Annotated in this window: 10 protein-coding genes; 7 read left to right on the top strand and 3 right to left on the bottom strand. The window is 37.2% G+C overall.

Annotated features, from left to right (window positions below):
* The first annotated feature begins 154 nt into the window (after positions 1 to 154).
* From FD20_RS08690 to FD20_RS08670, 5 genes are all read left to right on the top strand, one after another.
* Positions 155 to 2,074: a fructose-bisphosphatase class III gene (locus FD20_RS08690; RefSeq protein ID WP_057737752.1), complete on the top strand. Its 1,920-nt coding sequence runs from the start codon at positions 155 to 157 to the stop codon at positions 2,072 to 2,074.
* Between the two features lie 374 nt (positions 2,075 to 2,448).
* Complete coding sequence (locus FD20_RS08685; protein ID WP_057737750.1) at positions 2,449 to 3,519, top strand: AI-2E family transporter; 1,071 nt, start codon at positions 2,449 to 2,451, stop codon at positions 3,517 to 3,519.
* On the top strand, positions 3,519 to 4,700 hold the full coding sequence (locus FD20_RS08680) for a MalY/PatB family protein (protein WP_057737805.1): 1,182 nt from the start codon (positions 3,519 to 3,521) through the stop codon (positions 4,698 to 4,700). Before FD20_RS08685 ends, FD20_RS08680 begins: the two co-directional genes overlap by 1 nt.
* A gap of 105 nt (positions 4,701 to 4,805) precedes the next feature.
* Entirely contained in the window at positions 4,806 to 5,492 is a 687-nt protein-coding gene (locus FD20_RS08675) for a 2,3-diphosphoglycerate-dependent phosphoglycerate mutase (protein WP_034988528.1), read from the top strand.
* Between the two features lie 240 nt (positions 5,493 to 5,732).
* The gene (locus tag FD20_RS08670; RefSeq protein ID WP_057737748.1) at positions 5,733 to 7,100 is read left to right on the top strand and encodes an NAD-dependent succinate-semialdehyde dehydrogenase; all 1,368 of its coding nucleotides are present in this window, start codon (positions 5,733 to 5,735) and stop codon (positions 7,098 to 7,100) included.
* Positions 7,101 to 7,365: 265 nt separating this feature from the next.
* Here the strand turns inward: FD20_RS08670 and cysE are convergent, their stop codons facing one another.
* The gene (gene cysE / locus FD20_RS08665; RefSeq protein ID WP_083489093.1) at positions 7,366 to 7,908 is read right to left on the bottom strand and encodes a serine O-acetyltransferase; all 543 of its coding nucleotides are present in this window, start codon (positions 7,906 to 7,908) and stop codon (positions 7,366 to 7,368) included.
* A 15-nt stretch (positions 7,909 to 7,923) separates the two neighbouring features.
* On the bottom strand, positions 7,924 to 9,246 hold the full coding sequence (locus tag FD20_RS08660) for an aspartate aminotransferase family protein (RefSeq protein WP_057737746.1): 1,323 nt from the start codon (positions 9,244 to 9,246) through the stop codon (positions 7,924 to 7,926).
* A gap of 128 nt (positions 9,247 to 9,374) precedes the next feature.
* Between FD20_RS08660 and FD20_RS08655 the strand changes: the two genes are divergently transcribed.
* Together FD20_RS08655 and FD20_RS08650 are read left to right on the top strand one after the other, a co-directional pair.
* Positions 9,375 to 10,292 carry a LysR family transcriptional regulator gene (locus tag FD20_RS08655; RefSeq protein WP_057737744.1) on the top strand — a complete coding sequence of 306 codons (918 nt, stop codon included), beginning with the start codon at positions 9,375 to 9,377 and terminating at the stop codon, positions 10,290 to 10,292.
* 297 nt (positions 10,293 to 10,589) lie between these two features.
* Positions 10,590 to 11,984, top strand: a complete 1,395-nt coding sequence (locus tag FD20_RS08650; protein WP_057737742.1) for an amino acid permease — start codon at positions 10,590 to 10,592, stop codon at positions 11,982 to 11,984.
* Positions 11,985 to 12,316: 332 nt separating this feature from the next.
* On the opposite strand, the gene lepB is transcribed toward FD20_RS08650, so the two are convergent.
* Positions 12,317 to 12,541 (bottom strand): signal peptidase I, encoded by a 225-nt coding sequence (gene lepB, locus FD20_RS08645; protein WP_083489094.1) that lies wholly within the window; start codon positions 12,539 to 12,541, stop codon positions 12,317 to 12,319.
* Positions 12,542 to 12,602 lie beyond the last annotated feature (61 nt).

The raw sequence follows: 12,602 nt of genomic DNA, 5'->3' as shown, positions 1-12,602 counted from the left end.
ATTATTTGTACGTTTATTTAAGCTTTAGTAAGCCTTTTTAGGGATTTTAAATGCTATTGGTATTTGTTGCAATATGGTGTATATTATTGAATATACTAACCGCATGTTATCGTTAACAATAATACGTGAGATAAAGGGCTAAGGAGAATACAAAATGTCGTATACACAAGAACTGTTACGTGAGAAATTCCCTGCAAAACAGGATGTTGTCACCGAAATCACTAACTTAGAGGCAATTTTAAATCTTCCAAAAGCCACAGAACATTTCGTGAGCGATGTTCATGGCGAATATAATGCATTTGATCACACTTTAAGAAATGGTTCTGGAAACGTGAAACAAAAGATCAATGAAAACTTTGGAGGGCGCTTAACACCACGGAATATTCAAGAATTTGCGACCTTAATTTACTATCCTGAAGACAAACTTGCTTACCGCAAGAAGCATGTTGCGACTCAAGATGAACTGGATCAGTGGTATCTGAACACTATTGCACGATTGATTGAAGTCTTAAAAATTACAGCTACTAAATATACACGTTCTAAAGTTAGAAAAGCGATGGATCCAAATTATGTTTATATAACAGAGGAATTGCTGTATAACGATCAGCAAGAATTAGACAAGCGCAATTATTATAACCAGATTTTACATAATTTGGTGGCACTCCATCAGGCTGATGAATTCATCACGGTAACTTGTTATACGATACAGCGGCTTGTCGTTGATCATTTACATGTTATAGGCGATATCTATGATCGCGGGCCGGCACCAGATAAGATCATGGATACACTGATGAAGTACCATTCAGTCGATATTCAATGGGGAAATCATGATATTATTTGGTTAGGTGCTGTCTCAGGGTCGGCCTTGTGTATTATGAATCTTCTTCGAATTTGTGCCCGGTATAACAATCTTTCAATTATTGAAGATGCATATGGGATCAATTTGCGGCATTTGTCGATGTTTGCAGAACAGAATTACACAGATGTAAAAGCTTTTAGGCCTAAAACGGTTGAAGATACCGAAGTCATTAGACCGGATGAAAGAAAACAGATTACGCAAATTCATCAGGCTGTTGCGATGATTCAGTTCAAGCTGGAAGGACAGATTTGTCAACGGCGTCCGGAATTTAGAATGAATAATGTTACTTTATTGGATAAAATTGATTATGAGAATAGTAAAATCAAAATTGGTAATGAAACATATCCGCTAGCATGCAAATGCTTTTCGACAATTGATCCTCAAGATCCGTATAAGTTAACAGAAGAAGAGGAAAAGGTTACGCGCTCACTACTTGAATCATTTGGAAATGCCACCAAATTGCGCAGACATTTAAACTTTATGATGGAAAAAGGAAGCATGTATAAGTGTTATAATGGCAACCTTCTTTTTCACGGTTGTATCCCAGTTCAAAAAGATGGTTCATTTCAGCTTTTCGAATTTGGAAGCCAAAAGTACCAAGGAAAAGGGTTGCTTGATTTCTTTGAAAAACAGCTACGCAAAGCCTACAGTGAGCCTGATAAAAACGATGATCTGGCAACGGATATGGTGTGGTATTTGTGGCAAGGACCATTATCACCATTGTTTGGTAAGCATGCGATGACAACTTTTTCACGATATTTTATTGAAGATAAAGACACACATGTTGAAAGGAAAAACGCATATTACAATTTACGCAAAGAGGAATGGTTCTGTCGCAAATTGCTGAATGAGTTTGGGCTAAATGCAGATGAAGGTCACATTATCAATGGACATACCCCTGTAAAAAAAGGTAGTCAGCCGATTATGGCTAATAAAAAGATGATTGTTATTGATGGGGGCTATTCAAAAGCTTATCAACCGACCACTGGCATTGGTGGTTATACACTTTTATATAATTCATACGGGCTACAGCTGGTAACGCATCATCCCTTCACATCTAAGGAAGATGCGATTAAAAATGGACGTGATATTCTTTCTACGAGAAGGGTTGTAAACCAAGAACTAAAACGTCAGACTGTGGCGGATACTGACACAGGCCGTGAAATAAAGGAAAAATTGCAGATTTTGAGAAATATGCTTTCTGATTATAAGTAAGATTAAAGCCTTTTTTTAGAAATATAACACCTAATAGTATGGTAAAAGCTAACTAATAGTGACTGAAACTAAGGGACTGAGTCAAAGGTATATTTTGGCTTAGTTCTTTTTTGACTTATTGTAATTGATGTAATCCAACAGTCATGTTTTACGTGCAGCCACGGATTACTGTTCATAGTCAAAACTAGAGTATGTGCTCAATTCTTAATTACTGCGCGAAAGTGTTTGGTCCCTGCTATATTCATGTTAATCGTGAGTGCTAAAAATAAGCGAATTTGTAAAAATTATTTTTTGTTCTGCTAAAAGCAGATTTTTGACGCTAGTTTATGTACAATTAAAAGTAGAAGCAACAATGATTATGAGGAGTGATGTTATTGGGTGTATGGGAAAAATTTTTGGCGAATGTCAAATTGCGTAGGACAGTTGTCCTGCTTATCATTATTTTGGTGTTGTATTTGATGAAAAGCATGTTAAGTCTAATATTATTAACGTTTATTTTTACGTTCTTGGTACTTAGTCTCAACAAGAGTATACGAAAGCATGTTAAAATCCCATCGCGCCTGATTATAATTGGAGTCTATTTGATAATTGTAAGCTTACTTTATTTTGCAGTGACGATCTATCTGCCTAAGTTGTTCACGCAGACTGAAGCAATGGCAAAATATGTGATTAATTTTTATCAGAATCCAACGAGTGATACGAATACGGTGATGAAGTATCTCAACGATTATATCAGCAATTCTGAGATTACCGCCCAAATGAAAAATGGAGTTACATTACTCTTTAAGTATTTGACGAGTATTGGCTCAATGGGTTTCACTTTTGTAGTGTCGTTAATGTTGAGCTTTTTCTTCACACTTGAGAAAAAAGAGATGTACCATTTTTCAAAAGGCTTTTTAAAAGGACCTTTCGCGTGGTTCTTTCAGGATATTTATTTTTTTGCTGAAAAATTTGTTAATACTTTTGGTATCGTGCTTGAAACACAATTTATTATCGCAATTGTTAACACAACGCTGACAACGATCTGTCTAGCTGTGATGAACATGCCGCAATTGTTTAGTCTCTCATTACTCATTTTCTTAATGAGTTTGATTCCAGTTGCAGGTGTGATTATTTCGGCAATTCCGATGAGCTTTATTGGATATTCAGTCGGCGGGATAAATTATGTTGTCTATATTCTTATTATGCTGCTCGTTATTCATTCGATTGAATCTTATGTACTGAATCCTAAATTAATGTCGAATAAGACGGAGCTGCCGATCTTCTATACTTTTGCAGTCTTATTTGTTTCAGAACATTTCTTTGGGATGTGGGGGTTGATTGTGGGAATTCCAATCTTTACCTTTTTACTGGATATAATAGGGGTAAAACCAATCAGAAATAATAAAAAACGCACATTGAACTTGAAAAGGAAACGTAATTTAAGAGAGGATGGAAAGAATTGATAAGTGTTGAGGATTTTGTAAAACGCTATGCTGTGGATCGTCACAATACAGATTCTGTTAAGTGGGATGGAATGGACGAATTATTTGGAACGAATGATTTACTGCCTTTATGGGTCGCAGATACAGAATTTAAAGTTCCAGAAGAAGTGACGGATGCATTGAAAAGGAGAATCGAGCATGGCGTGTACGGCTATTCGAAGACACCGGACAGTTACTATAAAATTTATTGTAAATGGCAGAGTGAACGCTATGGGACGGAAATACAGCATGAGTGGATCAGATTCAGTACGGGGGTTGTTCAGTCTCTAAGTACGTTGGTAAATATTTTGACACAACCGGATGATGCAGTCATGATTTTACAACCTGTATATTATCCATTTATGAAAGTGATCAAGCAGAATGATCGACGGCTGATAACCTCGGATCTCAAACAAAATGGAACCAGCTATGAAATGGATTTAGAAGATATTAAAAACAAAATCGAAAAAAACCATGTAAAGCTTTTCATCAACTGTTCTCCGCACAATCCAGTTGGACGCGTTTGGAACAGGGATGAACTGGAGGCGCTGCTTGAATTATGCCGCCAAGAGAAAGTCCTTTTTATTTCTGACGAGATTCATCATGATTTGATTGTCGGTAAAAAAACTTTTGTTTCAGCATTGTCGATCAAAGATGGTTTTTATCGTGATAATACGGTGATGGTCGATTCTGCCTCAAAGACGTTTAATCTAGCTGCTTTGCAGAATAGTCATGTTGTAATGCCTAATCCACAAGTCCGCGAACGTTACGATCATTATATGGAACGGCTTGCAGCTCCTGCTGGTAGTATCATTGGAAAAATTGCAGCTGAAGCGGCTTACGCAAGTGGAGCCGAATGGTTGGATGGTTTGCTGAATGTTGTTAGAAGCAACTATGAATATTTGAAAGAGAATTTGCACAAGTATTGCCCTGAAGCAATCGTGTACGATCTTGAGGGCACATATCTTGCTTGGGTTGATCTTTCAGCAGTCATTGAGCCGGAACACCTAGAGTATGTTATTGAGAAAAAGGCACATTTAGCTGTTGATTTTGGGGCAATGTTTGGAAAAGCCGGAAAGGGTTTTATCCGAGTCAATCTGGCAACAACACCGGCTAATATTAAAGCTGCGACAACAGCTTTAATAGAACAAATACAGTACTAATGATTATTTTCACGATTGAATAGCGTTTGCACTATGAATTTTCAGCTTTTCAGTGTAAAATGTGAGTTGTAATCAAATCAAAAATGAAAGAGGTTTTCGCTAGTTATGACAAAATTAGTATTTATTCGTCACGGACAAAGTGAATGGAACTTAAAGAACCTTTTCACTGGTTGGGTAGACGTTAACTTAAGTGAACAAGGTGAAAAAGAAGCTAAAGAAGCAGGCCGCAAACTTAAAGAAGCAGGAATTGAATTTGATCAAGCTTATACTTCAGTTTTGACTCGTGCTATTAAGACTTTGCACTTTGCTTTAGAAGAATCTGGTCAGTTATGGGTTCCAGAAGAAAAAACATGGCGCTTGAATGAACGTCATTATGGTGCATTGCAAGGTAAGAACAAGGCAAAAGCAGCTGAAAAATATGGTGAAGAACAAGTTCATATCTGGCGTCGTTCATATGATGTCCTTCCTCCATTATTGAGTGCTGATGATGAAGGTTCTGCAGCACAAGATCGTCGTTATGCAGATTTAGACCCACGTGCTATTCCTGGTGGCGAAAACTTGAAAGTTACTTTGGAACGTGTTATTCCATTCTGGGAAGACAAGATCGCTCCTACATTATTAGATGGCAAGAACGTTATCATCGCAGCACATGGTAACTCACTTCGTGCCCTCACAAAATACATCGAAGGTATCTCAGATGAAGATATCATGGGTGTTGAAATGGCAACAGGTCAACCAGTTGTTTATGATTTGGATGACAAGTTGAACGTTGTTAAAAAAGAAAAACTTTAAGCTTAAATAGAGTGAGAATAGATAAGGCCCAGCCCCCTTTAGAGGGAGCTGGACCTTATTTTGTATGTCATCTTTTTGTTGCTTTTTATGCCATAAGCTAACTTGAGAATGTCAGTTTATGACAAATAATAGGACTGAGGTGATATTTTTTGATAATTAACAAGAGTGATTGCTTTTATTAGCAATTTTTTACTATAATGACAGTGTATTATCGTTAGAGAAGAAAGGGGAAAATTTTTAATGTCATATCGTGTAGTTAATCCATATAATGGAGAATTGATCAAAGAATTTCCTGCAGCAACGGATGAAGAGGTTGAACAAGCTTTAACAAATGCAAATAATTTTTATCAACAGGCTAAGGAACAGCCAATTGAACAGCGAGCAGAGCAGTTGTCTGCCTTAGCTGATGAATTTACTAAAAGGGCTGATTACTATGCTAACTTTTTGACTGCTAATATGGGCAAATTGATTAGTGAAGCCCGAGGGGAAGTCAAAAAAACAGTTGCATTTGCTCGTTATTATGTTGAGAATGGAGCAGCTGCTTTGGTAGACCAAGATTATACTGCCATGGCTGATCGTAAAGCACATCTTGAATTCAGTTCGATTGGCGCGGTTGTTGCTGTTGAGCCTTGGAATTTTCCATATACCCAAGTTATGCGTGTTTTTGCACCCAATTTTATTCTTGGTAATCCAGTAATCCTTAAACATGCCAGCATTGTTCCAGAATGTGCTCAGGCATTTGATGATGCTTGCCAAGCTGCAGGTCTGCCAAAAGGTGCATTTAAAAATTTATTTGCGACTTATGATCAGGTCAATCAGATGATCGGTGATCCGCGGGTTCAAGGTGTGGCTTTGACTGGTTCAGAAAAAGCAGGCGAGTTGATAGCAGCTGAAGCTGGTCATAATCTGAAAAAATCGACAATGGAGCTCGGTGGCACTGATGTTTGCATTGTCCTAAATGATGCTGATTTGAAAAAAGCTGTGGCTGGTGCTGTCAGTGGGCGTTTACGTAATGCCGGACAGGCTTGCACTTCTGCTAAACGTTATTTGGTTCAAAGTGGAATCTATGATGAATTTTTAACAGCTATCAAGAAAGAATTTGCCAAGTATCAACCCGGTGATCCTTTGAATGAAAAAACAACGTTAGCTCCGCTATCCTCAAAAAGTGCTCAGCAGAATCTGCAAAAACAAGTCAAGGCTGTTTTAGATGGTGGTGCAAAAGTTTTGTGGGGTGATCCAACAGCAGTTGAAGGTCCTGGGGCATTCTTTAAGCCTTTGATTATTAGTGGAATGACATATGATAATCCAATGTACGATCACGAATTATTTGGACCAGTTGCGCAGCTTTATAAAATTGATGATGAAAAAGGAATCGTTGAACTGGCAAACCATTCGAATTATGGCCTGGGTGGCGCGATTTATTCTGAGGATCTAGATAAAGCTCGCAAATTAGCTTCAAAAATCGAAACTGGGCAAATTGCTGTTAATCAACCATTGTCTTCATTACCGGAATTACCGTTTGGTGGTATTAAAAAGTCTGGTTATGGCCGCGAATTAAGCAACTTGGGAATCAGAGAATTTGCCAATATCAAAACAGTTTTGGGGTAATGATTCAATATTCAATATGGTAGGCTTTCAGACTATTTTTGGATGTATTCTGGAAAGACGAAATCGCCCCGGGATTACTTGAAGACAGAAATGTAATTACCACAGCACATGACAACAGGTCAACCAGTTGTTTATGATTTGGATGACAAGTTGAATGTTGTTAAAAAAGAAAAACTTTAAAGTCAACAAATAGACTATATGAGACCCAGCTTTCACTATGTGAAGGCTGGGCCTTTTTTATGTTGTCTTATAATGCGGAATTAATTTAAAGAATCCTTCCAGGGTTGCCAACAACTGTTTTTCCCGCAGGAACATCATGTAAAACGACTGCTGCTGCACCAATTTTAACGTTATCTGCAATTTCTATTGTTCCTAAAACAGTCGCTCCAGCTCCGATAAAAACATGATTACCGATTTTGGGATGTCTTCGTGTACCATGATTATTAACACTACCTAAAGTTACATTATGGTAAATAACAACATCATCGCCAATCTCTGCTGTTTCACCAATAACGACTCCAGTTCCGTGGTCAATTAACAACTGTTTACCTATTTTTGCACCGGGGTGGATTTCGACGCCTGTAAATATTCGTGAAAATTGTGTTACTAATTGCGCACTTAAATGATGGTCACGGCACCATAAATGATGAGATAGACGGTATAACCACACTGCGTGCAGACCAGAATATGTCAGAATGATTTCTGCATTAGATGTCACAGAAGGATCGTATTCTCTAATCATTTTTATTTCTTTTTCAATACTATGCAATGTTTTTAAAGAGTATTTACGTTTAATTTTAATTTCCATATAAAAAGCCTCCTTTTAAATTTCAGCTTCGATCTCTGAAATGGCTTGTTCCAATATTTGGAGCCCTTCCTCTAATTCTTGATAGCTGACTGTGAGTGGTGGAGCAATCCTGAAAACACCACCCATTCCTGGCAGACAAACAATATTCATGTGCAAACCTAGTTTGAAACAGCGTGCTGTAATCAGATTTCCCAGCCGTTCTGAACGTTCTTTTGTAGCGGAATTTTTAATAATTTCAATTCCTTGTAACAAGCCGCGTCCACGGGCATCTCCAACTATTTCATGTGTATCTACAAGATGTTGCAATCCTTTTCTTAAAAATGTACCTTTTTTCAAGGCTTGCTGATCCAGCTGGTCACGTTCGATAATATCCATTACTGTACAACCAACCGCTGCTACTAAAGGATCATTGACATGAGAAGTATAAAAGATGAAACCCTTATCGTGTGCTTTTTGTTCAATTTCCGCAGTGGTTGCTAAAGCTGCTAATGGCAATCCTGCCCCTAAGGTTTTAGAAAGCGTCAAGATATCAGGAACGACTTTTTCATGTTGAAACGCATACCAATTGCCGGTTCGTGCGAAACCAGTTTGAGCTTCATCGAAGATCAATAACATATCGCGCTCATGACATTTTTGCTTCAAAGCTGCAAGGTATCCCTTAGGGGGGACTAATATTCCGCCACCGGAAATAATAGGTTCAATAATACAAGCTGCTAAACTGCCGACAGATTGAGCATCAACCATGGCAAAACCATAGTCTAACTGTTTTTGCCAGTCTAGCTTACCATCTGCATTTATAAAATCTGGGCGATAAGAGTACGGAGTGGGGATTGACAATTGTCCTGGGGAACCTGGAACACCTAATTTTCTTGCTGAAGCGTACGTTGCTCCAGCACTGGCTTCAGTGACACCATGCCATGATCGGTTAAATGAAACGATCTCGAACTTGCCGGTAACGACTTTTGCCAGGCGAATAGCAGCTTCATTAACTTCTGATCCTGTAGTCAGTGGAATTACTTTGGGTAATAGATCACCAGTGCTTTTAGAAATTTTTGTACATAAATTGATGCTTGGTCTAGAAAGCATCCCGCTAAATAAATGGTCCAATCTGCCAATTGACTGCTGAACAATTTGGACAATTTCTGGATTGGAGTGTCCAAGTGTTGAACTCATCTGACCAGAGGTGAAGTCCAGTATTTTGCGCCCATCTTCTGTATAGAGGTAACTTCCACTAGCATGATCAATTATTTCAGGAATAAAATATGGTGCACCATAACGTCCAACATGCTGTTCAATATCTTTCCAAGGAGCGGTACGCTTTTCAAATGCAGAATTCATTATTATCACCTCATTAGATTTGTGGATTGATCTCTTGGAACTTAACGTTTATTATGATTAATTAATTAAATGAAAACAATCAATAAATTATAAACGATCAGTTCAAAAAAATTAAAGGGTGGTAGCATATGTTAAATATATGGCGTTTGCAATTGTTGGTTCAGCTTGAAAAATTAGGGACGATGCGGCTTGTAGCAGAAGTTATGCTGGTTAGTCCAGCAACAGTTTCCACGCAGCTAAGAGTGCTTGAAAATGAAACTAATACTGTTTTATTAGAAAAAGTAGGGCGCAATGTCGAATTAACTATAGCGGGGCAAAAACTTGTTAAACAAGTAACTCCAATTTTAAATCAACTTGAAAGTGTGACAAATGAAATTGAGGACTCATCACAAAGGATCCAAGGTACCGTGCGAATTGTAGCTTTTTCAAGTGCTTTGCAGACAATTGTGATACCAGCTGCATCCCAGATTAAAAAACAGCATCCCCAGATAAATATGACTTTAACAGAAATGGAACCAGATCAGAGTATGCCTGCTTTAGATTCACATCAATTTGACATAGCTGTTATAGCATATTTTGGTGCGGAAAATCTGGGGGTGAATAATGATTATAAATTAATTAAGCTGGGAACTGACCATTTGCAGGTATTAGTCGGTAAAGATAGCCCTTTATCTGATAATGAAGATATTTCAATCAATGAACTCAAAAATCAACATTGGATTCTAGAACCTCAAAACGCATATTTGGCTGGTGCTGTTCACAAACTGTGTAATAATGCGGGTTTTAAACCTAATGTTCTAGGGATCTGTCAGAGTTATACTACTCTGCAAAAAGCTGTCAGCTGTAACTTGGCTGTCGGAATATTGCCAACTTTAGCAATAACAGAGCCGTTAACCCAGATTAAACTTCTCAATTTTAAACCAACCACTGTTCGTCATATCTATTTAGTTATTCGTAAACCGCAAATGTCGGTTCGTGCAATTCAAGTGATGGTACAGGCGATTCAAGAACAAGCGGCACGTGTCTTTTTACCTGCAGAGCGATAACTAAAATTGTTCATAGTATTTTTCAAGTCTGGACATTTTCGAATAAGCAATGTAAATAAAATAGTTTGGACATAGACAAGTAATCGAATATAGAAGAAGTTATTGTTGATTCCTGAAATTGTAATAGAGATAATATTTCAAAACAAAAAAATGATATAACTTTATTATGCAAACTATGTTTTGCCAAATCAATGTAATAAAAAGTAACATGAAAACGAAAAGGTGGTATACTTAGTTAAAGCTATTATAGAATGATTAGCTATAGCTTTGAGCAGTCTCATTTAAGGAGGAACTTTTATGAAAGAAAAGAACGCAACCAATCAAGATGGTACAATACGAGCTTTAAGTAATCGTCACGTTCAAATGATTGCTATTGGAGGTACTATTGGAACTGGTCTATTCTTAGGTGCAGGAAGTACTATTTCAAAAACAGGTCCCTCGGTTATGCTAGTTTATTTGGCTTTAGGATTATTTTTTTTCTTTATGATGAGAGCAATTGGCGAGATGTTCTATTCTGATCCTTCTCAACATACTTTTGTTTCCTTTATCTCACGTTATCTAGGACCAGCAGTTGGGCATTTTACGGGGTGGACTTATTGGATAGGGTTAGTCTTTGTCTGTATGGCTGAACTAACTGCAACTGCAACTTATGTAAAATTTTGGTTTCCAAACATACCTTCGTGGATAGTTGAACTTGTATTTTTAGGAATATTGGCCGGTGTTAACTTAATTGCAGCTCGATTGTTTGGAGAAGCTGAGTTTTGGTTTGCTATGATTAAAATCATTGCTATTATTGCTTTAATCGCTACAGGTGTTTTTATGATGTTTAGTCACTCGGTAACCCCGTTAGGTCACGCTTCAATTGGGAATATTTTTCATAATTATACTTTGTTTCCGCACGGTGTTTTTAATTTTATTTCGGCTTTCCCGATGGTCTTTTTTGCCTTTCAAGGAATCGAATTTGTAAGTATCACAATTGGTGAAGCGAAAGAGCCGCATACCATTATTAGAAAAGCTGTTAATGAGACTTTATTGCGAATTTTATTGTTCTATATAGGTGCTTTAATCGTTATTATGGGTATTATTCCATGGACATCATTGTCCGCAGACAGCAGTCCTTTTGTTCAAGTGTTTAAATTGGCTGGTTTTCCTGCAGCAGCAGCTCTTATCAATTTTGTTGTACTGACCTCAGCTGCTTCGGCACTTAATAGCTGTATATTTTCTGCGGGACGACATTTTTATCAGCTTGCAACGGAAGTTCCTAAAGATAGTTTTATGGCTAAAAAGTTTGCTAAAATTTCTAAAAGCGGAGTCCCATCGCCTGCAATTCTTCTCTCTGCTGCACTGGTTTTAATTACTCCAATTATGAGTTTGACTAGTGCAACCACATCTGTCTTTACGATTGTAACGGGTGTTTCAAGTGATATGTACATTATTGTTTATACATTGGCGATGCTGGCACATCGTAAATACAGAGAATCAAATGATTTTCTACCCAATGGTTTCAAGATGCCTGGATATAAATTCACCAGCCCATTGACTATTGCGTTCTTCTTGATTATTTTTGTAAGTTTATTCTTTATTCCAGAAGATATTTTTGGTGCGATTGGTGCGATTATTTGGACTCTTATTTTTGGTGGGGTAACATACTTCCATGAAAAGACAGTCGTTTCAAATGAACAGCCTCAATAAGGTATCTCAAAATTATGTTATGTATTTGCGAAAAATGAAGATTTTAATTTAATAGACTTTTGTAATTTTTAGTCAAACGGGTGGTTTATTATTACTCATTTGTTGGTGCGGAATTAACAATGATTTTAAATACAAGTATTGGTTTTGTGTTTGATCATGTCTCATTGTTAAGCGGATATTAGAATCAACCTGTACATGTGAAAAACATTTTAAAAAGAAGTATTAAACCCAGAGTCCACACGGTGGATTCTGGGTTTTTGTGAGCTTTAACAAAACAATTTTTTAAGGTGTCAGCATTTGACGTATGTACAATTTATTTTTAAATTTTTTTATTAATAGCTACAAACGGAATTTATAAGTTTATGATTTGCTACCCAAAATGGGACTTTTACAACACCAATTATCTTTTTTTGTGGAATAAAACCGTAATAGCGACTGTCATTTGAAATATTGCGATTATCTCCGAGTACAAAATACTTTGTTTTTGGAACAGTAAAAGTGATATTTTCAAATATTTTGACACCTGTAGACTCTCTATAGCTCGCATATGGATCCAGTGTGCCTTTGCTCCTATCCTAGTATTTGGTACATAAATTTCTGAACAGTTGTGCCATAATT

Source organism: Liquorilactobacillus uvarum DSM 19971 (genome assembly GCF_001434935.1).
In the GTDB taxonomy this organism is placed as follows: domain Bacteria; phylum Bacillota; class Bacilli; order Lactobacillales; family Lactobacillaceae; genus Liquorilactobacillus; species Liquorilactobacillus uvarum.
The sequence above is the reverse complement of the archived record's forward strand: the minus strand, read 5'-3'. Positions and strand labels throughout refer to the sequence as shown.

Bases quoted from the DNA above. Each gene is read 5' to 3' on its own strand.
- FD20_RS08690 (WP_057737752.1), top strand. From the start codon at position 155: ATGTCGTATACACAAGAACTGTTACGTGAGAAATTCCCTGCAAAACAG.
- FD20_RS08675 (WP_034988528.1), top strand. From the start codon at position 4,806: ATGACAAAATTAGTATTTATTCGTCACGGACAAAGTGAATGGAACTTA.
- FD20_RS08670 (WP_057737748.1), top strand. From the start codon at position 5,733: ATGTCATATCGTGTAGTTAATCCATATAATGGAGAATTGATCAAAGAA.
- cysE (WP_083489093.1), bottom strand. From the start codon at position 7,908: ATGGAAATTAAAATTAAACGTAAATACTCTTTAAAAACATTGCATAGT.
- FD20_RS08660 (WP_057737746.1), bottom strand. From the start codon at position 9,246: ATGAATTCTGCATTTGAAAAGCGTACCGCTCCTTGGAAAGATATTGAA.
- FD20_RS08655 (WP_057737744.1), top strand. From the start codon at position 9,375: ATGTTAAATATATGGCGTTTGCAATTGTTGGTTCAGCTTGAAAAATTA.
- FD20_RS08650 (WP_057737742.1), top strand. From the start codon at position 10,590: ATGAAAGAAAAGAACGCAACCAATCAAGATGGTACAATACGAGCTTTA.